At 70.2% G+C, this 21,248-nt stretch carries 24 protein-coding genes; 9 read left to right on the top strand and 15 right to left on the bottom strand.

All coding sequences use genetic code 11. From position 1 onward, the window contains the following. Positions 1–71: 71 nt before the first annotated feature. Together ACIA6A_RS28740 and fdhD are read right to left on the bottom strand one after the other, a co-directional pair. On the bottom strand, positions 72–1,730 hold the full coding sequence (locus ACIA6A_RS28740; RefSeq protein ID WP_396101004.1) for an alkaline phosphatase D family protein: 1,659 nt from the start codon (positions 1,728–1,730) through the stop codon (positions 72–74). A 105-nt stretch (positions 1,731–1,835) separates the two neighbouring features. Further along, complete coding sequence (gene fdhD, locus ACIA6A_RS28745; RefSeq protein ID WP_396101006.1) at positions 1,836–2,663, bottom strand: formate dehydrogenase accessory sulfurtransferase FdhD; 828 nt, start codon at positions 2,661–2,663, stop codon at positions 1,836–1,838. Positions 2,664–2,781: 118 nt separating this feature from the next. On the opposite strand from fdhD, the gene ACIA6A_RS28750 reads away from it, so the two are divergent. From ACIA6A_RS28750 to ACIA6A_RS28760, 3 genes are all read left to right on the top strand, one after another. After that, entirely contained in the window at positions 2,782–3,384 is a 603-nt protein-coding gene (locus tag ACIA6A_RS28750; protein WP_396101007.1) for a molybdenum cofactor guanylyltransferase, read from the top strand. After that, positions 3,381–3,644, top strand: coding sequence for a DUF6457 domain-containing protein (locus ACIA6A_RS28755; protein WP_396101008.1), 264 nt, complete (start codon positions 3,381–3,383; stop codon positions 3,642–3,644). The genes ACIA6A_RS28750 and ACIA6A_RS28755 overlap by 4 nt, the downstream gene beginning before the upstream one ends. Before the next feature lie 80 nt (positions 3,645–3,724). Next, positions 3,725–4,816 carry a T3SS (YopN, CesT) and YbjN peptide-binding chaperone 1 gene (locus ACIA6A_RS28760; protein ID WP_396101009.1) on the top strand — a complete coding sequence of 364 codons (1,092 nt, stop codon included), beginning with the start codon at positions 3,725–3,727 and terminating at the stop codon, positions 4,814–4,816. Here ACIA6A_RS28760 and ACIA6A_RS28765 read toward each other — a convergent pair whose 3' ends face one another. Both ACIA6A_RS28765 and ACIA6A_RS28770 read right to left on the bottom strand, forming a co-directional pair. After that, positions 4,817–6,622: a beta-propeller domain-containing protein gene (locus tag ACIA6A_RS28765; RefSeq protein WP_396101010.1), complete on the bottom strand. Its 1,806-nt coding sequence runs from the start codon at positions 6,620–6,622 to the stop codon at positions 4,817–4,819. Positions 6,623–6,658: 36 nt separating this feature from the next. Beyond that, entirely contained in the window at positions 6,659–7,117 is a 459-nt protein-coding gene (locus ACIA6A_RS28770) for an Lrp/AsnC family transcriptional regulator (protein ID WP_396101011.1), read from the bottom strand. A gap of 67 nt (positions 7,118–7,184) precedes the next feature. Between ACIA6A_RS28770 and ddaH the strand changes: the two genes are divergently transcribed. Together ddaH and ACIA6A_RS28780 are read left to right on the top strand one after the other, a co-directional pair. Next, positions 7,185–8,009, top strand: a complete 825-nt coding sequence (gene ddaH / locus ACIA6A_RS28775; RefSeq protein ID WP_396101012.1) for a dimethylargininase — start codon at positions 7,185–7,187, stop codon at positions 8,007–8,009. Between the two features lie 37 nt (positions 8,010–8,046). Continuing rightward, complete coding sequence (locus ACIA6A_RS28780; protein ID WP_396101013.1) at positions 8,047–8,598, top strand: bacterial proteasome activator family protein; 552 nt, start codon at positions 8,047–8,049, stop codon at positions 8,596–8,598. On the opposite strand, the gene ACIA6A_RS28785 is transcribed toward ACIA6A_RS28780, so the two are convergent. The 4 genes from ACIA6A_RS28785 to ACIA6A_RS28800 all read right to left on the bottom strand — a co-directional run bounded on the left by ACIA6A_RS28785 (position 8,593) and on the right by ACIA6A_RS28800 (position 12,287). Further along, positions 8,593–9,399, bottom strand: coding sequence for a Cof-type HAD-IIB family hydrolase (locus ACIA6A_RS28785; protein ID WP_396101015.1), 807 nt, complete (start codon positions 9,397–9,399; stop codon positions 8,593–8,595). The two genes, ACIA6A_RS28780 and ACIA6A_RS28785, sit on opposite strands and share 6 nt — an antisense overlap. Continuing rightward, entirely contained in the window at positions 9,399–10,211 is an 813-nt protein-coding gene (locus ACIA6A_RS28790) for an HAD family hydrolase (protein WP_396101016.1), read from the bottom strand. The genes ACIA6A_RS28785 and ACIA6A_RS28790 overlap by 1 nt, the downstream gene beginning before the upstream one ends. Before the next feature lie 107 nt (positions 10,212–10,318). Further along, a complete protein-coding gene (gene serS, locus ACIA6A_RS28795; RefSeq protein WP_396101017.1) occupies positions 10,319–11,581 on the bottom strand; it encodes a serine--tRNA ligase in 1,263 nt (420 codons plus the stop codon). Between the two features lie 19 nt (positions 11,582–11,600). Beyond that, on the bottom strand, positions 11,601–12,287 hold the full coding sequence (locus ACIA6A_RS28800) for a hypothetical protein (RefSeq protein ID WP_396101018.1): 687 nt from the start codon (positions 12,285–12,287) through the stop codon (positions 11,601–11,603). Between the two features lie 67 nt (positions 12,288–12,354). Here ACIA6A_RS28800 and ACIA6A_RS28805 point away from each other — a divergent pair, with 67 nt between their 5' ends. The 3 genes from ACIA6A_RS28805 to ACIA6A_RS28815 are packed head-to-tail and all read left to right on the top strand — an operon-like array spanning position 12,355 to position 13,976. Beyond that, positions 12,355–12,783: an OsmC family protein gene (locus ACIA6A_RS28805; RefSeq protein WP_396101019.1), complete on the top strand. Its 429-nt coding sequence runs from the start codon at positions 12,355–12,357 to the stop codon at positions 12,781–12,783. A gap of 44 nt (positions 12,784–12,827) precedes the next feature. Continuing rightward, positions 12,828–13,190 (top strand): metallopeptidase family protein, encoded by a 363-nt coding sequence (locus ACIA6A_RS28810; protein ID WP_396101020.1) that lies wholly within the window; start codon positions 12,828–12,830, stop codon positions 13,188–13,190. 51 nt (positions 13,191–13,241) lie between these two features. Further along, positions 13,242–13,976: an AIM24 family protein gene (locus ACIA6A_RS28815; RefSeq protein WP_396101021.1), complete on the top strand. Its 735-nt coding sequence runs from the start codon at positions 13,242–13,244 to the stop codon at positions 13,974–13,976. A 134-nt stretch (positions 13,977–14,110) separates the two neighbouring features. On the opposite strand, the gene pheA is transcribed toward ACIA6A_RS28815, so the two are convergent. From pheA to ACIA6A_RS28845, 6 genes are all read right to left on the bottom strand, one after another. Beyond that, positions 14,111–15,055 carry a prephenate dehydratase gene (gene pheA / locus ACIA6A_RS28820; protein WP_396101022.1) on the bottom strand — a complete coding sequence of 315 codons (945 nt, stop codon included), beginning with the start codon at positions 15,053–15,055 and terminating at the stop codon, positions 14,111–14,113. 77 nt (positions 15,056–15,132) lie between these two features. Continuing rightward, positions 15,133–15,693 carry a hypothetical protein gene (locus ACIA6A_RS28825; RefSeq protein WP_396101023.1) on the bottom strand — a complete coding sequence of 187 codons (561 nt, stop codon included), beginning with the start codon at positions 15,691–15,693 and terminating at the stop codon, positions 15,133–15,135. A 430-nt stretch (positions 15,694–16,123) separates the two neighbouring features. Next, positions 16,124–16,774, bottom strand: a complete 651-nt coding sequence (locus ACIA6A_RS28830; protein WP_396101024.1) for a hypothetical protein — start codon at positions 16,772–16,774, stop codon at positions 16,124–16,126. 160 nt (positions 16,775–16,934) lie between these two features. After that, positions 16,935–17,324, bottom strand: a complete 390-nt coding sequence (locus ACIA6A_RS28835) for an ACT domain-containing protein (RefSeq protein ID WP_396101025.1) — start codon at positions 17,322–17,324, stop codon at positions 16,935–16,937. Between the two features lie 77 nt (positions 17,325–17,401). Then, complete coding sequence (locus ACIA6A_RS28840; RefSeq protein WP_396101026.1) at positions 17,402–17,863, bottom strand: hypothetical protein; 462 nt, start codon at positions 17,861–17,863, stop codon at positions 17,402–17,404. A gap of 96 nt (positions 17,864–17,959) precedes the next feature. Beyond that, positions 17,960–18,700, bottom strand: coding sequence for a hypothetical protein (locus ACIA6A_RS28845; protein WP_396101162.1), 741 nt, complete (start codon positions 18,698–18,700; stop codon positions 17,960–17,962). Positions 18,701–19,042: 342 nt separating this feature from the next. On the opposite strand from ACIA6A_RS28845, the gene ACIA6A_RS28850 reads away from it, so the two are divergent. Then, on the top strand, positions 19,043–20,245 hold the full coding sequence (locus ACIA6A_RS28850) for an arginine deiminase (RefSeq protein WP_396101027.1): 1,203 nt from the start codon (positions 19,043–19,045) through the stop codon (positions 20,243–20,245). Between the two features lie 28 nt (positions 20,246–20,273). On the opposite strand, the gene ACIA6A_RS28855 is transcribed toward ACIA6A_RS28850, so the two are convergent. Beyond that, complete coding sequence (locus tag ACIA6A_RS28855; protein ID WP_396101028.1) at positions 20,274–21,158, bottom strand: DUF5926 family protein; 885 nt, start codon at positions 21,156–21,158, stop codon at positions 20,274–20,276. Positions 21,159–21,248 lie beyond the last annotated feature (90 nt).

The following is a 21,248-nucleotide window of genomic DNA, read 5'->3' on the forward strand; positions in this document are numbered from 1 at the left end:
CGGCCCGGCGACCGGGGGTGACCACCCGGACCGGTCGAGAACCAGGACGTCACCGGATCCGGGGAATGCGGCTACCGGATCGGCCGCTCCGTCTCCTGACGGACCGTCGCCGCGCCGAGGTCGTCACTCCGCAGTGACGAGACCGCGCCGCCGGGAGTCGGGGTGTCCGCGAGCTGCTGCAGCCCCGGCACCCGGTCCTCGATGACGAAGGTCGCCCGGGTGTGCGCCGGTGCGCCGGGACGGGTCACGTAGGGCAGCACCCGGAAGTCCGCCGTCAGGTCGCCGGGTGTGATCCGGGTGCGTACGTACCCACGCTGGTTGTTGTAAAAGCGCAGGTGAGGGTTCCAGGAGGTCCAGGGATGAGCGGCAGGAACCACATCGACACCGTCGCCGGTAGAGGTGATCGACGAGCAGACCAGCTCGGTGCCGACGGTGGCCGAGGTGGGGTCGGTCCAGTCGAGTTTGAGGTCGTCCGCCCAGTGGGCGTGGACGTCCCCGGTGAGCACGACCGGGTTGCGGACGCCCGCGTCCACCCAGCCTCTGGTGATGCGGTCGCGGGAGGCGGCGTACCCGTCCCAGCTGTCCATGCTGACCACCGAGGCCGGGCCGGAGTTGTTGTCGCGCCGGCCGAAGAAGACCTGCTGGCCCAGGACGTCCCAGCGGGCCGCCGACCGATGGAAGCCGTCGAGCAGCCACCGTTCCTGCTCGGCGCCGGTGATCGAACGGGCCGGGTCGAGGGCGGCCGGGCAGTCCTTGTATCCGTCCCCGCAGCCCTGGTCGTCGCGGAACTGCCGGGTGTCGAGCAGATGGAAGGTGGCCAGCCGGCCCCAGTGCAGACGTCGGTACAACTGCATGTCTATGCCGCGCGGGATGGAGGTCCGGCGCAGGGGCATGTTCTCGTAGTAGGCCTGGAAAGCCGCCGCCCGGCGGGCGAGGAACGCGGGATCCGGCTGCTCCGGCACCTCGTCGGCCCAGTTGTTCTCGACCTCGTGGTCGTCGAAGACCACCGCCCACGGGGCCACGGCGTGTGCCGCCTGCAGGTCGGGGTCGGTCTTGTACTGGGCGTGGCGCTGGCGGTAGTTGGCCAGCGTCACGGTCTCCGGCCCGGCATGGTCGCGGGGGTTCCCGCCCGGGATCGTGTAGCTGCCGGGGGCGTATTCGTACTGGTAGTCGCCCAGGTGCAGGATCAGTTCCGGCTCGTCCTCGGCCAGCCGCTGGTATGCGGTGAAGTAGCCGTGCTCGTACTGCGAACAGGACACGAACGACATGGCGAGCGAGCGCGGCATCGACCAGGGCGCGGGTGCCGTCCTCGTCCGGCCGGTCGGCGACAGGTAGCGCTCGGCCCTGAACCGGTAGAAGTACTCCCGGCCCGGCAGGAGCCCGCTCAGCTCGACGTGGACGGTGTGCGCGGCGGAGGCCCGGGCGATCGTGACACCCCGGCGGACGACGTGCCGGAAGCGGTCGTCCGCCGCCAGCTCCCACGCCACCGGGACATCGCGGGCAGGCATGCCGCCGAGCCCGTCCTCGGCCACCGGGGTGGGCGCGAGCCGGGTCCACAGCACGAAGCCGTCGTGCTCCGGGTCGCCGGACGCGATCCCGAGGGTGAACGGATCGGCGCGCAGCGGCCCGGCGTACGGGGTCGCGGAGGCGGCCAGGGGCCAGGTCGTCGCGGCGGTGGCCGCTCCGACCGCGGCGCCGCTGAGCAGGAGGGTTCGGCGCGACAAGGCCATGTCGGAGCTCCCAGCGTTCCGGGGTTACGGACGCAGGACAGCCTCATCAGCGTGAATGTCTCGGCTACGTGGCGCGGATTAATGGCGTCCGAATACGCAACGAACTCAGACCATGACGCGTTGCGATCCGCTGTAGACGTTCATGGACGGTCCACGCAGAAATCCCACCAGCGTCATCCCGGCCTCGTCGGCCAGCTCCGCCGCGAGCGTGCTGGGCGCCGACACCGCCGCGAGCACCGGGAGGCCGGCCATCCACGCCTTCTGGGTGAGCTCGAAGCTGGCCCGGCCGGAAACCAGCAGGACGTGGCCGGTGAGCGGCAGCCGCCCCTCGCGCAGCGCCCAGCCGATCACCTTGTCGACGGCGTTGTGCCGGCCGACATCCTCCCGCAGCACCAGCAGCTCGCCGTCCGCGGTGAAGAGCCCGGCCGCGTGCAGGCCGCCGGTGCGCTCGAACGTCCGCTGGACGGCCCGCAGCTTGTCCGGGAGCTCGGACAGGGTCCGGGCGGTGACGGTCATCTCGTCCGTGCCGACGTCGAACTGGGATCGGGTACGGACCGCGTCGATACTGGCCTTTCCGCACACGCCGCACGAACTGGTGGTGTAGAAGTTGCGGCTCGGGTCGGTCACCGGCGGTGGGACGTCCGCGCCGAGCACGACGTCGACCACGTTGTACGTGTTCGGAGTGTCGGTGCCGGCACAGAGCTGAGCGGTCAGCACGTCGTCAGCGGTGCGGATGATGCCCTCGGTCAGCAGGAAGCCCATCGCCAGGTCGATGTCCTGACCCGGGGTACGCATCGTCACGGCCAAGGGTTCCTTGCGCAGCCGGATCTCGAGCGGCTCCTCCGCGGCCAGGTCGTCGGGCCGTCGCCGGGGCTCCGCGGCATCGTCGAGATTGATCTTCATGACCGGTCGCCGGTTCATCGTGCGCGCCATACGACGAGCGTATGCCGTGGTGGGGACGCACCCGACGACGCCGGTGCGGCGGGGGTGACAGCACGCAACGACGAAGGCAACAGTCACGCCCGGGGGCTCGGCGGGATACGGTACGTACGTGGGGGGATTCGCGGCGGTGGTGCTTGCCGGCGGTGCGGCGCGTCGGATGGGTGGTGCGGACAAGCCCACCATCCCGGTGGCCGGCCAGCCGATGCTGACCCGCGTGCTGGCGGCGGTGCACGATGCGGACCCTCGGGTGGTGGTCGGCAGGGTGCCTCCCGACCTGCCCGTTCAGGTGTCCTCGACCACCGAGGATCCGCCCGGCGGTGGCCCGGTGGCCGCGACCGCGGCGGGGCTCGCGCTGGTTCCCGAGGGCGTGAGCTTCACCGCTCTGCTCGCCGCGGATCTGCCGCTGCTGACCGGCGAGGCGATCGATGTGCTCAGACTCACGGTCGAATCCGCGCACATGATGCAGGGTGCGCTCTACCGGGACGCGGAGGGGCGCAGGCAGACGTTGTGTGGGGTCTGGCGCACCACTGCCCTGCGCAAGGCCCTCAGCCAGCTCCAGGCGGAGCGCGGTGGCCTGCACGGTGCCTCGATGCACGCGCTCCTCGACCACCTGCAGTTCAGCGAGGTCTCCTGGCGGCGCCCGGGCCCGCCGCCGTGGTTCGACTGCGACACCGACGACGATCTGCGCGCCGCGGAGGAATGGGCCCGGTGAACGTGCTCGAGGAGTGGATCAGGGCAGCGTCCGCCGAGCTGGGGCTCAGCCCCGCGGACGTGCGGCACGAGGCGGTGCTGGACGTGGCCCGCGACGTCGCCCACAACGTGGTGCGGCCGGGTGCGCCTGTCACGGCGTACCTGATGGGGCTGGCCGTGGGCCGTGGCGCTGATCCGGCGGACGTCGCCGAGCGTCTCACCGCACTGGCAGTCGCCTGGCCCGCCGCAGGCGCAGACGAGAAGCCCGCGGAGCAGAAGTAGAAGCAGCAACAACCCGGAATGGGACGCGGCCGATGGGCGGGCGCGCGGCTCGATAGGGTGACGGGGCGGAGGTGACGATCATGACGGCGGAGAACGGTACAGATCAGCCCGAAGGCGTGTTGCTGGACGAGCCGACCACGGCCGACCTGCGGGCCAAGGTGACCGAGGCGTGGCGGGAGTTCGCCGGTGCGTTCGCCGCCCTGCTCCCGAGCCTGAGCGCGGGGGCGTATGTCGACATCACGCTCGACCCGACCGCTTCCGGCACCGGGACGGCCGTCTACTCGGTGAGCATCCGGGTACTCGACGGCGGTGTCGTGGAGGCGCTCGCGGTCGGCAACGCCGGGCTGCCCGAGGGCTACCGGATGGACCGGTCGGCCGTGGCCGACCTGGTCGCGCTGGGCTGGTCGCCGCCCGGGGTGCTGCCGGACTCCGGTGACTCGTTCGGGTTGCGGACCTCGGTCGACGGCGCGAAGCAGCTGGCCACGATCGTGTCCCGGACGCTGCGGGACGTCTATGGCGCGCCGCATCCCGCGTTCCTCGTCTACCTGGTGCACGACGACCAGGACGAGCCGATCGAGACCGCCCCGCTGGCCACCGCGCGGCACGAGCCCAGCATCGACGAGGTGCTCAGCCTCGACGACCTGGACGAGGACGGCGTGCTCTCCGAGGCGCTGGCCAACGCCGCCGACGAGGTCGTCCCGCTCGAGGAGCGGGTGCGGACGGTCGTCGCGACGATGTCCAAGACCACGGTCGACCAGTTGCAGGTCGACACCGACGGCGACATCGGGATTCGGGCCGGGTCCGCGATGGTCTTCGTCCGGGTCCGGGACAACCCGCCGCTGGTCGACGTCTTCTCGCCGATCCTGACCGAGGTCGAGCCGACCGAGCAGCTGTACGTGAAGCTGTCCGAGCTCACCAACCGGATGCCGATCGGCCGCTTGTACTGCGCCCAGGACACCGTCTGGGCCTCGATCCCGGTGTTCGGCCGCAACTTCCAGGCCACCCACCTCATGCTCGCCGTGCAGGTGATGACCGGGCTCGCGGACGAGCTGGACGACCGCCTCCACGGCGAGTTCGGCGGCAAGCGGTTCTTCGGCGAGGGCGACAAGCCGGCCCCGCCGAAGTCCGGCCCGAAGGACGGCGACGACCACCGCCCGGGCATGTATCTCTGATCAGTCGTTGGGCAGCCAGGCCACCTGATCCAGGGTGGACAGGTTCGACGCCTGCAGGCCTCCGTCGGCCACGGTCCATAGCGTGTCGCCGATGACCAGGGAGCGGCGGATCCCCGGGCGGTCGAACGTGCCGACCCGGGTCACGCCCTGGTCGGTCACGCGCAGGGCCAGCGCGCTCGCCCCGCCGCCGTCGAAGGACAGCGACGCGACCGGCACCACGAGCAGCTGCGTCGCCGGCCACCAGAGCAGCGCGTGCGGGTCGTACTCGGCCTCGGACTGGCCGCCCGGGACCTGGTGCTGGGCGAGCCGCCGCGGGGACGCCGGGTCGGCGACGTCGAACAGGGACACCTGGGTGCCCTGGACCCGGCCGGTGGTGTCGGCTTCCTGGCCGATGCCGATGAGGCGGTTGTCGCCGGCCGGCTGCAGGTGCGCCGAGTAACCGGTGATCTTGAGTTCGCCGGTGACCTCGGGCTTTGCCGGCACGCTCAGGTCGAGGGAGTACAGCGGGTCGGTCTGCTTGAACGTCACGACGTAACCGCGGGCGCCCAGGAACCGGACCGAATAGATCCGTTCGCCCTTGCCCAGCCCGTCGACGACCCCGACCTGGGTGAGCTTGTCGCCCTGCTGCTCGAGCACGCGTACCGCTGACTGCTCCCCGCTCGTGGTGGCGACCCTCAGGTGGCCGTCCCATTCGGACAGGGCGTACTGATTGATCAGGAAGCCGGGGACGGTGCCGGCCGCCGCGTACGTCACCGGCCCGGTCGCCTGGGTGGTGAACCGGTAGACCTCGGTCTCCTCACGCACCGGCAGCGCGGCCCGCCCGAGGCCCCGGTCGAGGCGCCAGCGCTGGTCACTGGCCAGGTACAGGCTCGTTCCGGTCGCGTACACGGTGTCGCCGTCCGCCACCACCGCGACCGGATCGCCGTCGCCGAGCGTCGCCTTGCCGAGGTCGAACGTCAGGACGCTGACCAGGGCGCTGCCGGAATACGCGGCCGGCCGGGTGACCTGGCCGCAGGCGAGCCGGCCCGCCGACGACGTCCCCGCGGCGTCGGTGACCGTCCAGGACGGCAGCCAGGCCTCCGCGGCGGCCTTGTCGATCGCCTTCCGGTTGGCCTTGATCCGCTTGCTCTCGTCGTTGACCGTGGGGAGCTCGGGGAACGCGATGCCGGGGGTGGAGCGCAGCACGACCCGGGCGGTGCTGCCGGTCAGCCGGGCGTCGAGCAGGCTGGCCCGCTCCGAGCTGTACCGGCTGATGATCCGGGGCGTCCCGGTCAGGTCGACGAGCAGCAGCTGGGTCTCGGTCCGTGGTAGCCCCCGCTTGTAGGTGATCGCACCGCCCGGACCGCCACCGCCGGCGAGCACGAGCGCGGTGTCGCCGGAGAGCAGCAGGTTGCCGCCCACGGCGCCGACGTCGAGCTTCCCGGTGGGCCGGCGGGTGGTGGCGTCGACGACCCGCAGCGTGCTGCCGTCGAGGGTGACGATCCGTTTCCCGTCGGTCTTGACGATGTTCGGCTCGTCCGCGTCCGCTTCATGGTTGTTTGTGCCCGAAAAAGAAGGAGCCTTGGCGGCGGAGGCCATCGACCGGGCACCGCCGAGATCCATCACTTCGGCCACGGGCGCATCGCCGGGGAAGCCGTATGCGCCGACACTGTCCTTCGCGGCCGCACGCAGGTCCTTCTCGAGCTGCTGACACGAGTCGAATGCGACCAGCCGCATCGCGGACGACGGGCGTGGCGCGGGTGGCGACGAGGTGCAGCCGGCGAGCGACAACAGCAGGACCAGCGCAAGCGAGACACGGTGCGACATGGGGTTAGGACGCCCGGTGACGCCGTGGGGTTCCCGTCAACCCGGTGCGGGAACCGGAGCAGGCGTCTCCACCAGCCGGGACAGCACGATCATGCTGCGGGTCGAGGTCACGAACGGCTCGGCGCGCAGCCGCTCCAGCGCCTGCTCCAGATGGCCCATGTCGGCGGCGCGCAGGTGCACGAGAGCATCGGAGTCACCCGACACCGTGTACGCCCCCACGACCTCCGGGTGGCGCCGGGCGGCCAGGGTGATCTGGGCCGGGGTGGTGCGCCCGGTGCAGAACAGCTCGACGAACGCCTCGGTCGTCCAGCCCACCGCGGCGGGCTCGATGATGGTGGTGAATCCCTTGATCACCCCGTCGGCGCGCAGCCGGTCGACCCGGCGTTTGACCGCGGGGGCGGAGAGCGACACCTTCGTCCCGATCTCGGAATACGAGGCGCGAGCGTCCACCGACAGCAACGCAATGATTCGCTGGTCGACAGCGTCCATGCGCAACGAATTGCCTCCGGCCTGCAAGGGATTGAGCTGTTTCTGTTGTACCAGCGTACCTACCCTTTACTTCATGAGCCAGACGGAGCGGTTGCCGCGAAAGCGGACATATCTCATGTGTCCGCCAGCGCATTTCACGGTCGAGTACGCCATCAACCCGTGGATGGACACCTCCGTCCCGGTCGACGCCGGCCTCGCGCTCAAGCAGTGGACCCTGCTGCGGGACACGCTCACCGATCTCGGCCACTCCGTGCACGTGCTCGACGCACAACCCGGCCTCCCCGACATGGTCTACGCGGCCAACGGCGCGTTCTCGGTCGACGGCACCGTGTACGGCGCGCGGTTCCGTTTCCCCCAGCGCGCCGCCGAGGCCGTGGCGCACGAGCACTTCTACGCCGACGACTGGAAATACACCCACCCGGTGCACGTCAACGAGGGTGAGGGCGACTTCGCGTACCTGCCGGAAGCGTACGGCGGGCTGATCCTCGCCGGCTACGGCTTCCGCACCGAGCCGGCCGCGCACGCCGAGGCCCAGGAGGTGCTGGGCCGCCCGGTGATCTCCCTGCGCCTGGTCGACCCGGCGTATTACCACCTCGACACCGCGCTGGCGGCGCTGGACGACAGCCGGATCACGTACTTCCCGGACGCCTTCTCCGAGCAGAGCCGGCGCGTTCTCGCGCAGCTGTTCCCGGACGCGGTGCTCGCCGACCGGGCGGATGCCGAGGCGTTCGGGCTCAACCTCGTCAGCGACGGGCGGAACGTGATCCTCAACACCGAGGCCGTCGCGATGGGGGCGAAGGTCCGCGCGGCCGGATATCAGCCCGTCCACGTGGAGTTGAGCGAGCTCAAGCGGGGTGGCGGCAGTGTCAAATGCGCCGTGGCGGAGCTTCGACCCTGACGGCGGCCGCTGGGAAACACGAGGCAAGATGGATCGCATGACCGACGAATCCCGCACCGAAGACAAGCAGGAAGACGGCTCCGTCATCGTGGTGGGCCCGGACGGCCGCCCGCTGGGCACCATGGATCCGGACGGCACCATGAAGGCCGAGGAGCCGGGCAACCTCATCGAGCAGCCCGCCAAGGTCATGCGCATCGGCAGCATGATCAAGCAGCTGCTCGAGGAGGTCCGCGCGGCGCCGCTGGACGAGGCGAGCCGCACCCGGCTGCGGGAGATCCACCAGCGGTCCATCAAGGAACTCGAGGACGGCCTGGCGCCGGAGCTGCAGGACGAGCTCGAGCGCCTGTCGCTGCCGTTCGACGCCGACAAGGCGCCCAGCGAGGCCGAGCTGCGCATCGCCCAGGCCCAGCTGGTGGGCTGGCTCGAGGGCCTCTTCCACGGCATCCAGGCGGCGCTGGTCGCCCAGCAGATGGCGGCCCGGCTGCAGCTCGAGCAGATGCGCGGCGGCCAGGGCCGGCCCGCCCTCCCGATGGGCACCACCATCCCCGGCATGCCCACTCAGAACGAGAGCACGGGTCAGTACCTATAGACCGAACAGCCCTTCGAGGTACGCGGCGACGCCGTCCTCGTCGTTCGTGAGGGTCACCTCGTCGGCGATCTCCTTGACGGCGGGGTGTGCGTTGCCCATCGCCACGGAACGACCTGCCCAGGTCAGCAGCGGCAGGTCGTTCGGCATGTCCCCGAACGCCACCACCTCGGCGGCGGTGATCCCCTGCCGCTCACAGACCCAGGCCAGACCCGCGGCCTTGGTCACGCCGGCCGCGGAGATCTCCACCAGCGCCGACTTCGACGAATGGGTCGCCACCGCGGCGTCACCGAGGGTCCGGCTCACCAGCGCCACGAAGTCGTCCGGGTCGTGGTGGGCCGACCGGGCCAGCAGTTTCACGGCCGGCACCGAGGTCAGCTGCTCCTGAGTCGCGAGCACCCGGACGGACTTGTGCTGGTCGTCCCACAGCAACGGCCACTTTTCCTCGTACCAGAAGCTTCTGCCGTCCTCGACCTCGACGGCAAGGGCGACGTCGGGCACCGCCTCGCGCAACCGCTGGGTGATGTCGAGCAGCAGCTCGACCGAGATCGGTGCGGCCCGCAGGATCTCGTCGGTCCCGGGGTCGTAGATCACCGCGCCGTTGGCGCAGACCGCGGGCAGCGGTTCGGCCATCTGGTCGTAGAGCTGGCGCAGCCAGCGCACCGGCCGGCCGGTCACGAGGACGGTCGGGACACCCTGACGGTGGAGGCGGTCGATGGCCTCGGTGGTGCGCGGGCTCAGTGTTCCGTCGCTGCGGATCAGAGTGCCGTCGATGTCCGAGGCGACCAGGCGAAATTCTGACATCACCTGGACAGTAGCCGGTCGAGATAGACCGCGACCCCGTCCTCGTCGTTGGAGAGCGTGACCTCGTCGGCCACCGCGAGCAATTCCGCGTGCGCGTTCGCGACGGCCACCCGCCCCCACCCGGCCCAGGCGAACATCGGCAGGTCGTTGGGCATGTCCCCGAACACGAGCACGTCCGCCGGGTCGACGCCGACGGCCTGGGCGACCACCGCCAGACCGCTGCCCTTGTCGACGTCCGGAGGGCAGATCTCGACGTAGTCCAGACCCGCCTGAGTGACGGACGCCACGTGTTCCGGCACGATCCGCCGGGCCGCGGCCAGCAGGTCGTCGACGTGGCGGTCGAACGAGCGCGCGAACGCTTTGATCACGTCGCCGGTGGTGCATTCGGCCCGGGTCCGCGCCTCGATGGTGACCGGATAACGCCAGGTCGGGTCGTAGTCGCCCCAGAGCGGGGAGTCGTGGTGTTCCAGCGCCTCGACCATCACCGACAGCGGTCCGACCTCGGCCTCCAGGCTCTGCAGCACCAGGGCCAGGTCGCGGCCGGGCAGGCGGGCACTGCGCAGGAGCTGGGACTCGTTCTGGTCGATGACCCAGCCGCCCTGGGCCAGCACGAGGAAGTCGGCGACCCGGATGTCGGTGCGGACGAGCTCGGTGAGGCGGGGACCGCGGCCGGTCGCGGCGACGATGCGGATCCCGGCGGCCCGGACCCGGTCCAGGACCTCGTGCGTGTACGCGGACACGGTGTCGTCGCTGCGTACCAGAGTGCCGTCGAGATCGGTCGCGATGAGCTTCGGAAGGCCGGGTTTGGTCATCAGAACCTCCGAGGGTGGGAAACCCCCGCGGAGGGCGGAAGGAAAACGTTACACGCGCCTGGCTACCAGCAGCTATGACTTTTGGTAGCCAGGCGGTTTCGTGATCGTTAGCGAACGGGTTCGAGGACTTCCCGGCCGCCGAGGTAGGGCTGGAGCGCCTTCGGCACGCGCACCGAACCGTCCGGCTGCTGGTGGTTCTCCAGGATCGGGATCAGCCAGCGGGTGGTGGCGAGCGTCCCGTTCAGCGTCGCCGCCGTCTGGGGCTTGCCGTCCTCGTCGCGGTAGCGGATGTTGAGCCGCCGGGCCTGGTACGTGGTGGTGTTGGACGTCGAGGTGACCTCGCGGTACCGGCTCTGCGACGGCACCCACGCCTCGCAGTCGAACTTGCGGGTCGCGCTCGAGCCCAGGTCACCCGCGGCCACGTCGATGACCCGGTAGGGCACCTCGACCTTGGCGAGCATCTCCTCCTCCATGGCGAGCAGCTTCAGGTGCTCGGCCTCGGCCTCCTCGGGCTTGCAGAAGGAGAACATCTCGACCTTGTCGAACTGGTGCACGCGCAGGATGCCGCGGACGTCCTTGCCGTGCGAGCCGGCCTCGCGGCGGAAGCACGACGACCACCCGGCGAACCGCTCCGGGCCACCGTTCAGGTCGATGATCTCGTTCGAGTGGTAGGCCGCCAGCGCCACCTCGGACGTACCCACGAGGTAGAGGTCGTCGGCCTCCAGCCGGTAGATCTCGCTGGCGTGGGCGCCGAGGTAACCGGTGCCCTCCATCGCCTCGGGGCGCACCAGCGCCGGCGTGATCGACGGGATGAACCCGTGCTCGACGGCCTGGGCGATCGCCAGCTGCAGCATGCCCAGCTGCAGCAACGCGCCCACACCGGTCAGGAAGTAGAACCGCGAGCCGGACACCTTGGCCCCCCGCTCGGTGTCGATGGCGCGCAGCGCCTCACCGATCTCGAGGTGGTCCTTCGGGTTCTCGATCTTGGGTGTCTCGCCGACCTCGCGCAGCACCACGAAGTCGTCCTCGCCACCCGGCGGGACGCCGTCCTGCACGATGTTGGGCACGGCCAGGTGGGCCGCGCGCAGCGTCTCGTCGGCGGCGTTCGCGGCGGCCTCGGCCGCCTTCACCTCGCCGGCCAGCTCCTTGGTGCGGGCCAGCAGCGCGGCCCGGTCGTCGCCGGAAGCCTTCGAGACCTGTTTGCCCAGGGATTTCTGCTCGGCCCGCACGGACTCGAACCGCTGGGTGGCGGCTCGGCGCTCCTCGTCAGCGCGCAGCAGCGCGTCCACCTTGTCGGTGGACTCGCCGCGCACTCGCTGGCTGGCGCGGATCAGCTCGGGGTCCTCACGGAGCAGACGCAGGTCAATCACGATCGTGAGCCTACCGTCCCTACGTGGCGTCCCAGGGCTTGGTGGGGGCCACGGTGAGCTCCAGGGGCGCTTCCGGCAGACCGTCCTCCTCCGGGGCCTCCGGGCGGCGCCAGGACCGGTCCGGCCCGGCCTCCGTCTCCCCGAGGTCGCCCCGCTCCGTGAGGTCGCCCCGCTCCGTGAGGTCGCCCCGCTCCCCGAGGTCGCCCCGCTCCGTGAGCTCGGCCGTCTTCACGAGGTAGGCCGCGAGCAGCACCAGCCCCACGCCCACGATCGCGCACCAGGGTCCACGCCCGACCGACACCACGAGCTGGTCGTCGTCCAGCCCGATCGACTGGACCGCCCCGATGGCCCAGCTGGTGTCCGCGAGCGTCGAATACGCCGCGAGAACCACCGCCAGCAGCGTCCCCGCACCGCCCAGGGCGGCGAATCTCGCGTACACCCGGCCGGCCGGTGGTCCGAAAAGAGCCAGCATCATCGCCATGGCCAGCAGGAACAGCCCGGTCAGATAGGCCGAACCCCACCCGCCCACATCGCCGACCGTGGACTCGAACCGCAGCAATCCGACCTGGCTCTGCTGCCGTTCGGTCCCGTCGATCGCGGTGACCTGCCATTCGGACACCAGCGACGCGAACACCGCGACAGCGCCGAGCGCCGCGAGCAGCGGCACGACCCGGCGATCCCCGGCCAGCGATGTCAAGAAGCGCATGGGAACAATCATTGCCCGCGCGGCGTCCACCGGCCAGCGGGGCGGCTCATGGGCTAGCGTTCTTCGTATGCCTATTCGCACTGCTTCTGCGCGCTGGTCCGGCAACCTCACCGAGGGCACCGGAACGATCAAGACCGGCAAGGGCGGCTACGAGGGGAACTATTCCTTCAAGTCCCGCTTCGAGGAAGGCGAGGGAACCAACCCCGAGGAGCTCATCGGCGCCGCGCACGCCGGCTGCTTCTCGATGGCGTTCTCCAAGGGTCTCGCGGACGCCGGTTTCACCCCCACCTCGGTGGAGACCACGGCCAAGGTGCACCTCGACAAGACCGACGCCGGCTTCGGCGTCACCCGCATCGACCTGGAGACCGTCGGTGACGTCCCGGGCATCGACGCCGACACGTTCCAGAAGCTCGCCGAGGACGCCAAGAAGAACTGCCCGATCTCCCGCCTGCTCTCGCCGGGCGCCGAGATCACCCTGAGCGCCACGCTGTCCTGACGACCGATTCGGTGCTCCGCCCGCCCTCAGGCGGGTGGAGCACAATGGGTGGCGTGCCCGTCGAGATGAGCCGAGACCGTTTCGAGGAGCTCGTGGGCGAAGCGCTCGACGAGGTCCCGCCCGAGCTGCTCAAGACCATGAGCAACGTGGTCATCCTCGTCGAGGACCTGCCACCCGACGGCAGCCTGGGCCTGCTCGGCCTCTACGAGGGCACCGACCTCACCAGCCGCGGCTGGGACTACGCCGGCGTCCTGCCCGACCGCATCACGATCTACCGCCTCCCGACACTCGCGGTCTGCGACACCGAGACCGACGTGATCGACGAGGTCGCCATCACGGTCGTGCACGAGATCGCCCACCACTTCGGCATCGATGACCAGCGCTTGCACGAACTCGGCTGGGGCTGAGCCCTTGCCCGGCGGCCCTAAGCTGAGGGTCCGAACTCACAGGAGGACTTCATGCGCAGCGATCTGTTCTCGGCCGAGAATCTCGAGAAGGAATCGGCCCAGCCCGGCCTGCGGCTGCAGAATTCCAAGCTGCTCAAGGCCGAGCTCAACGGCGATTTCATGGCCCGGGTCGGCTCGATGGTCGCCTACCAGGGCAACGTCCAGTTCGAAGCGCTCGGATCCGGCGGCATCGGCAAGTTCCTCAAGCAGAAACTCACCGGTGAGGGCGTCCCGCTCATGCGGGTCAAGGGCCACGGTGACGTCTTCCTCGCCGAGAACGCCGCGGACATCCACCTGATCGACCTCGAGCCCGGCGACGGCCTCTCGATCAACGGTGCGAACGTCCTGGCCTTCGACTCGACCCTCAACTACGACATCAAAATGGTCCAGGGCGTCGGCATGGCCTCCAACGCGGGCCTGTTCAACTGCGTCTTCAGCGGCCACGGCCGGATCGCGGTGACGACCAAGGGCACCCCGGTCGTCCTCACCGTCGACCAGCCCACCTACGTGGACCCCCAGGCCGCCATCTGCTGGTCGGCCAACCTCCAGACCGGCTACCACCGAGCCGAGCAGATGGGCCTCGGCACGCTCCTCGGCCGCTCCACCGGCGAACGCTTCACGATGAGCTTCGCCGGCCAGGGCTTCGTCGTGGTCCAGCCCTCGGAAGAACCCCCGGGCGGCCTCGCCGGCGCAGCCGGAGGTCAGCAGCAGTCCGGCGGCCTCCTCGGCAACATCCTGGGCAACTGACCACGATCAAAATCTTGCTGTCGTAGCTCGGTGGGGGGTGGCGGACCGCTGCTCCCGCCGAGGGACGGGCCGGGGCCCAGCTTCGCAGGCCCTGGCCCTTCACCTGCGAAAATGGTCACCAACCCCGTGGTGGCTCAGGCCGGTTCGCCGGCTCGGAGGCGGGAGAGCCAGGCGGCGCTGTCCGCGAAGTCCTCGTTGGTCAGTCCCGGCTGCGACGGCTGCGGGTTCTCGCGGGCTGTCGTGGACCAGCGGTGCCGCGGGTAGGACCCGAGGAAGCGGACCTCCGTGCAGATGCGGCGCAGGCCCTGCAACGCCTCACCCAACCGCGGCTCGGCGACGTGGCCGGTGCAGTCCAGGAAGAAGACGTAGACGCCGAGCTGCTCGCCCGTGGGCCGGGACTCGATGCGGGACAGGTTGATGCCCCGGACGGCGAGTTCGGTGAGAACCGAGAGCAGGTTCCCGACCCGGTCGTGGTCGATCATCAGCGCCAGCGAGGTGACGTCATCACCGGTCGGGGGCCCGGGCGGGGTGGGGCGGGACAGCAGGGCGAACCGGGTCACCGCGTCCGGCCGGTCGGCGATCTTCTCGGCCAGCACCGTCAGGTTGTTGCGGGGCACCCCGATCGGGGCGCAGATCGCCGCGTCGTAGTCGCCCGCGGCGGCGGCCATCGCGGCAGCGGCGTTGGACAGCACGTCGACCACGATCGCGTCCGGCATGTTAGCGCGCAGCCATCCCCGGCACTGGGCGGAGGCCTGCGGATGGGCGGCCACCGACCGGACCGAGCCGAGCGGTTTGAGCGACGCCGAGCCCAGCACGAACTCGACCGGCAGCACCACCTCCCGGGTGATGACCAGCGGTGACCCGGTGCCCAGCTCGTCGAGCGTCACCGGCACCGCCCCACCGACGGAATTCTCCAGCGGCACGAGCGCGGCGTCGGCGTCCCCGGCCCGGACCGCCTCGAGTGCCTCGGGAACGCTGCGGGCCGGCGTGCGCAACCCTTGCTCAGCTGCGGGAATGGTGCGCAGTGCCTGCTCGGTGAAGGTGCCTTCCGGCCCCAGATAGACGAAGCGCGTAGGCATCCCTCCACCCTAGTGGTCACGAGAATGGCGGGCGGGAGCCACAGCTCCCGCCCGCGGTGATCAACGTGCGGAACCGGTCAGATCCAGACGCGCAGGGCCTCGAGACGCAGCGACTGGCCGGTGGTGCCGACCTGGGCGTACTTGGTGCCGTGCGAGTACTTGACCTTGCCCCAGCCGTAGTTCTCGACGTGGCCCTGGATGCCGAACGACAGACCGTTCTTCTTGGCGGCACTGATCCGGACAGCCTCGAGACGCAGGGACTGGCCGGTGGTGCCGACCCGTACCGGAGCGCCGTTCTTGGTGGTGCACTTCTTCTTGCCCCAGCCGTAGTTCTCGACGTGGCCCTGGAGGCAGACCCCGCCGGTCTTGGCGGTGGCGATCTCGACGGCTTCGAGGCGCAACGATTCCCCGGTGGTGCCGGCCCACACGAATTCGCTGTCGCAGTCCCAGTCCTGCCAGCCCTCGTCCTGGACGTGCCCGCGGATGCAGATGCCGGCCTCGGACTTGGCCAGGGCAGCCTTGAGGGAAGAGCCTGCGGAGGTCGTCTTGACCGCCGCCGCGGCCGGAGCGGCAGAAGCGGCATTGCTGAGCGACGGGAATGCGAGGGTGGCCACGGCCATACCGGTAACGGCGGCCATGCGGACAAATTTAGTGGCTGTGAACATGCTCAAGAGATACCGCAAAAATAACGTAACAACCGGAAAAGGACAAAAAGTTCAACACTCCTCTTTTGAGTGACAAACCGCCCGGCGTACCAGCTCGCGAGGGGTGCCGGGCGTCCCGGGCATCGAGCTGCCCACGTGCGTCGCGCGCGCGAGGCATTGAATGGCAGGGATTTGCTGCGCGGGCGAGGTATTGAACGGCAAAAATTTGCTGCGCTTTCGAGCAAAGGAACAAAGAGCGGGTGCTATCGCCCCGAGGTGAAGCCGTTGCCTCGAAGTGGGAGGAGTTCTCCCAAGGCGGGAGCCCGGATCGGGGCGGGGTGGGGCCGGAGGGGCGCCGCTGCGGGATGCCAGAGCGAGGTGCTGCTTTGCGGGGCGGGACCTGGGCTCAGGTGGAGGCCCGCTCTCAGGCTCCGCAGGCGTGGACCCGGATGCCGGCTGGGGCCTCGCCCTGGACCCGGACGCTGCAGACATCGGCGCCGGCTTCGACGAGTTGGAGAGCGCTGGGGATGCCGGTCGTGACCACGGACAGGGGTTCGTACCTGGTCTCGCCGCCGGACGCGGCGATCTCCATGATCGAGTATTGCCACGTGCCCGAGCAAAACGGCCCGGAGATGACCTTGAGTGGCTCATCCGGGATGCCGGGCGTCCCCTTCACCGCGGCGATCAACTGTGCCGGGGTGGGACCGTTGGTGCACGCAGGTGCCGGCGTCGCCGTGGGGCCGGTGGTGGTCACGACCGGTGGCGGCGTGTAGCGGGTGGTCGGTGCGGTGGTGACGGCGCCCGGGTACGTCGTGATCGGCCCGACCGTCGGCGTCGCGTAGGTCGGTGGTGGCAGCTCGGGCGTCGGCTCGGTGGTCACCACGGGCGGCGGGGTCGGTAGTGACGCCGAAGGGGTCCCGGCGTTGCCGGTGACCGGTGGCGGCGCGGTGCGCGGCGGTGCGGGTGGTTCGCCGCATCCGGTGAGCGACGCCAGCGCGCCGACCAGTAACGCGCCGGCCGTCATGCCGGTCAGCGGCAGGTGGCGGAGGCCTGCCCGGTGGACATCGCGGAGCACGGCCCCATGGTAGGGCGATATTTGAATAGACGGCTATCTCGATTTGGCGGCAGCTACGCAGGCGGTACAGCGTGCGCAGCGCAACTGGCCAGCGAGAGCGCGGCAAGCAGTGGAGCGGGCTGCGCGGGTGGTCCGGTACAGCAGCGGGTGCGACGGCCGGTTACGCGGCCAGGCGGTGGCCGGCTGCGGTCAGGGTGGCTACCGCCTCGCTGAGGCGGACCTGCGGCACCAGGAGGTAGTCGGTGTCGTAGGTGGAGAAGGCGATGATGTTGACCCGGGCTTCGGCCAGCGGGCTCACCAGGGAGGCGAGCACTCCGGTGAGGGCGAGGTCCAGGGGGCCGACCACCCGGAAGCAGCGCCACGAGGCCTCGGCGATCGCGTCCTGGGGCACCCGGTCGCTCGGGCAGATGATGGAGACCTCGTCGGGTGCCCAGGTCACGGAGATGACCGACTTGTTGTCCGGGCCGCTGCTGAGGGATGGCGGCAGTGCGGATCCGGCGGGTAGCCGGCACACCGCGTACTCCTCGGGTAGCAGATCAAGCTCGAGCATGAAGGGAACCTTACGGTCCGAACCCTGCTAACCCCAATGGGTGACGGGTGCGTTCATCGCCACACGAAAGAGTGGAATCAGTACCGGATGGCCGCGAAGAATGTGAGCGTCGCCACTACCCGGCCGTTCTCGAGCAGCGGGGTCGTGATGGCATCGACCGTGACGGGGCGTTCGTCGCCGGGGGGCTGGATGCGCAGCAGGCCGCGGGCCATCCGTTCCGAGGACATGGCCAGCAGCGGCGGGATCTTTTCGATCTCCTGGTCGGTGAGGTCGCCCGCGCCGGCCGTGAAGTCGATGAGCCGGAGGGTGCCCAGCAGCGGCTTGCCCACCACCTCGGCGCCCTTGCCCAGGCCCAGCAGCTCGCTGCCGGACGGGGACACGGCCACCACCGTGGAGTTCACGTCGATGACGAGGCAGGGTTCCACCGCCTGCCAGACGGTGGCGGCCCATCGGTCGATGTTCGAGACGAACTCGGATTCGACCGGCGTACGCGCCTGGGGCACGAACGCTCCCGAGAGTGAGAGCTCGACGTGCGCCACCCGCACCTCCCTGTTGTCCGTGCCGCCGGGATCGGCAGGACCCCGGCCGGTCACCCGATGAGTGTCCGGCCGGTGCCCGATGCACTGGGAGGAACGTTACCGGCGGGTCGCCCGATTGTCAGCGGCCGTTTGGCCCCCCGGGTACCAACGGTAGTCACCAGCCGGTCGATATGGCGCGTTTGCCCAGGTAGCGGGGTGCTGTGCCACGGCGGAAAGTTTGCTCGCCGTAGCGGGCGAGATGCGGGCGCCACCGGCGATCAGGAGGCGGTCGAGTTCCTTGTGGGTCGCCACGAGACAGTCCTTGGGCAGACCGTGCACGCTGATGACCCCGGTGCCCACGAACGCGAGTACGGGCGTCACGGGCACGCTCAGGCCCACAGCGGCGCTCATGGCGCGTCCGGCACGCTTGGCGTCCCGGCGGGCCTCAGCGACGTACGCGGGCCGCTTTCCGTTGATCTGGACGACGTCCCCGGCGATGAGAACGCGGGCGCGGCCGTGGTCGGCGACCGTCACGGCGTACACGCCTCCGGGTCCGATCGCGAGGAAGCCCGCGCGGTCGTCGCTGGGGTCGTGTTCGTAGCCCAGGGAGTCGGTCCGCGGCCAGTCGACGATGTGCCACGCGGGTCCGAGGCGGTCGAGGCGGGTCAGCGCGCGGGAGCCGGCGGCCTCGAGGCGCCGGGCGTCACGTTCGGCGCGGCGGCGGCGGGCCCACTCGACGGGGCTGGGGCGGACCGGCTCCAGTGCGGTGCCTGGCTGGGACCGGTCCGGGTCGGGGGGTGCGGGGGGAAGGCTTCGGTGTGCGGCGGGCAGGGCGGGACGTGCGGGGAAGACAGTCACTGCGACCTCCGGCAAAAGGTCCATCGGGCTCTCTTTTCACTACGGTAAGTGTTGGACCCGGTACTCAAGCAAGTCATCGGGCCGAAAAGAAAGCGGAATGAGTGGGGATGAATGCCGCATTCACGGACAAGGTGTTTTTCCGTATGGTGCATCACGCGACCTAGGGCTCCCCTGGAATCCGAAACATCCTCCGCCAAGTTAGCGTGCCCTTAGCGTGTGCGCAGCCGTGTCCCGGATCTTGGCGCTACGTCACAGGACCGATGCGGACAGTAGATGACAAATCTGCGGACCGCGAGACAAGCCAGCGCGCCGACGGCCCGAAATCACCCTAGGCTCGTGTTCGTGACTCCTCATGTCGACAGTGAAGTTGGCCGCCTCGCGACCGTCATGTTGCACCGGCCCGGGGCCGAGCTGGCGCGGCTGACACCTCGCAACAACGACTCACTTCTTTTCGACGCCATCCCGTGGGTGGGCCGGGCGCAGGAGGAGCACGACCGGTTCGCGGAGGCGCTGCGGCAGCGCGGTGTCGAGGTGTTGTACCTCGGTGAGCTGCTCGAGGAGACGCTGGCCGTGCCGGAGGCCCGGACCACGCTGACCGCCGGTGTGCTGAATTCCCCGCGCCTGGGCGACAGCCTCCGGACCCGGGTCGGCGCACACCTCGCCGACCTCGACCCGCGCGAGCTCGCCCAGGTCCTCATGGCCGGACTGGCCCACGAGGAGGTGAAACCCGGGCCCGGCAAGCCCGGCGGCCTCGTCTACGAGCTCATGGACCGGCACGACTTCGTCATCGACCCGCTGCCCAACCTGCTCTTCACCCGGGACTCCTCGGTCTGGGTCCGCGACCAGGTCGCCGTCACCAGTCTCGCGATGCCCGCCCGGGGCCGGGAGACGACGCTGACCCGGGCCATCTACACCCACCACCCGCGGTTCGCCGGCACCGAGCTGCTCTACAGCCCGGAGCTGGAGAACCTGGAGGGCGGCGACGTGCTCCTGCTCGCCCCGGACGTGCTGGCGATCGGGGTGGGCGAGCGCACCACGCCGGCCGGTGCCGAGCGGCTGGCCCGCCGGGTGTTCGCGGCCGGCCTGGCGCACACGATCCTCGCGGTGCCGATCGCGCAGGAGCGCGCCACGATGCACCTCGACACCGTCTGCACGATGGTCGATGTGGATGCCGTGGTCATGTACCCCAACATCGCCGACACGCTGATGGCGTACCCGGTGACCGCGGGGTTCGACGGGGAGCCCCGGGTGGGCGCGGCCCGGCCGTTCCTGGAGGCGGCGGCCGAGGCGATGGGCATCGAGCGACTGCGCATCATCGACACCGGCCTGGACCCGGTGACCGCCGAGCGCGAGCAGTGGGACGACGGTAACAACACGCTCGCGGTGGCACCACGGCTCTGCGTCGCGTACGAACGCAATGTCGAGACGAACGCCCAGCTGGAGCGGGCCGGCATCGAGGTGATCGCGATCAGCGGCTCCGAGCTGGGCTCCGGCCGGGGCGGGCCGCGCTGCATGTCCTGCCCGATCGAACGGACCGGACTCTGACGACGCGGGCCCGCCACGGGCCGATGAGCTAGCGGAGCGTCAGCTGCCGTCCGACGAGACCCTGCTTGGCGCGGCGGGCGGCGCCGTCCAGCGGGGCCTTCTCGCCGAGGACGTCGGCGTAACGCTTGGCGAAGTCCGCGAGCGGGGCTTCCCAGTCGGTGCCGTCCGGCTCGCCCGGCACGTCCCAGACCGGGACCAGCAGGCCGTGCGCGCGGAACATGCCGGCGAACTTGGTGCCGTCACCGAGCAGCAGGTCGCCCGCGGCGGAGAGCCGGGCCAGGGCGTCCAGCGCGGCGTCCTCCGGGTCCGGCAGGACCCAGCGGACGTGGGCCTTGTCCGGGACCCGGCACCAGTACGCGGCGTGCGCCGACGACAGCCGTACGGTCGGGTAGATCGAGGCGTTCGCCCGCTCCAGGGACGCCTTGACGTTCGCGTCCTCGGCCTGCTGGGCGTCGAGCCAGTACTCGAAGCCCTCGTGCATGCTGATCTCGAGCGGGCCGTCCACCAGGATGTCCTGCAGGCGTACGCCGGGACCGGGCAGGCCGGGCACCGCGACGGTCTCACCGGGCGTGGTCCGCAGCGCGCACAGGATGGCCACCGCGATGTCACGGGACACGTCGCCGGACTGGACGTGGCGCTGCAGTCCGACGAAGACCCGGCCGTCCTGACGGGTCATCGCGGGCCACGCCATGGGCAGCACCGTGGAGAGGGTGACCTGGCGGTCGCCGTACTCCTCGATGATCTCGGGTTTGAGGGTCAGCGGCGCCGAGGCGGCCGGCACCAGTTCGCGGAGCGCGATCCACTCGGTCTCGTCCGCCAGGCCCTCGAACGGCCGGGCGACGAAGATGTCCTTGATCTTCTCGCGCTTGGGCGCCGCGTCGGCGGCTCGGGGGTTCTTTCGACGCTTGCTCACGGCGAACCAGCCTAGGGCATGGAGTCCGGATCGTGGCGCCGCCGAGACGGAGTCCAGGTTTCGCGTCGCAAGTGGGCCGGGCGATCGGAT

It is taken from the genome of Actinoplanes sp. NPDC051494, from assembly GCF_044454705.1.
Lineage (GTDB): Bacteria > Actinomycetota > Actinomycetes > Mycobacteriales > Micromonosporaceae > Actinoplanes.

Bases quoted from the DNA above. Each gene is read 5' to 3' on its own strand.
- ACIA6A_RS28740 (WP_396101004.1), bottom strand. From the start codon at position 1,730: ATGGCCTTGTCGCGCCGAACCCTCCTGCTCAGCGGCGCCGCGGTCGGA.
- fdhD (WP_396101006.1), bottom strand. From the start codon at position 2,663: ATGGCGCGCACGATGAACCGGCGACCGGTCATGAAGATCAATCTCGAC.
- ACIA6A_RS28760 (WP_396101009.1), top strand. From the start codon at position 3,725: ATGACGGCGGAGAACGGTACAGATCAGCCCGAAGGCGTGTTGCTGGAC.
- ACIA6A_RS28765 (WP_396101010.1), bottom strand. From the start codon at position 6,622: ATGTCGCACCGTGTCTCGCTTGCGCTGGTCCTGCTGTTGTCGCTCGCC.
- ddaH (WP_396101012.1), top strand. From the start codon at position 7,185: ATGAGCCAGACGGAGCGGTTGCCGCGAAAGCGGACATATCTCATGTGT.
- ACIA6A_RS28780 (WP_396101013.1), top strand. From the start codon at position 8,047: ATGACCGACGAATCCCGCACCGAAGACAAGCAGGAAGACGGCTCCGTC.
- ACIA6A_RS28785 (WP_396101015.1), bottom strand. From the start codon at position 9,399: ATGTCAGAATTTCGCCTGGTCGCCTCGGACATCGACGGCACTCTGATC.
- ACIA6A_RS28790 (WP_396101016.1), bottom strand. From the start codon at position 10,211: ATGACCAAACCCGGCCTTCCGAAGCTCATCGCGACCGATCTCGACGGC.
- ACIA6A_RS28800 (WP_396101018.1), bottom strand. From the start codon at position 12,287: ATGCGCTTCTTGACATCGCTGGCCGGGGATCGCCGGGTCGTGCCGCTG.
- ACIA6A_RS28805 (WP_396101019.1), top strand. From the start codon at position 12,355: ATGCCTATTCGCACTGCTTCTGCGCGCTGGTCCGGCAACCTCACCGAG.
- ACIA6A_RS28810 (WP_396101020.1), top strand. From the start codon at position 12,828: ATGGGTGGCGTGCCCGTCGAGATGAGCCGAGACCGTTTCGAGGAGCTC.
- ACIA6A_RS28815 (WP_396101021.1), top strand. From the start codon at position 13,242: ATGCGCAGCGATCTGTTCTCGGCCGAGAATCTCGAGAAGGAATCGGCC.
- pheA (WP_396101022.1), bottom strand. From the start codon at position 15,055: ATGCCTACGCGCTTCGTCTATCTGGGGCCGGAAGGCACCTTCACCGAG.
- ACIA6A_RS28825 (WP_396101023.1), bottom strand. From the start codon at position 15,693: ATGGCCGCCGTTACCGGTATGGCCGTGGCCACCCTCGCATTCCCGTCG.
- ACIA6A_RS28835 (WP_396101025.1), bottom strand. From the start codon at position 17,324: ATGCTCGAGCTTGATCTGCTACCCGAGGAGTACGCGGTGTGCCGGCTA.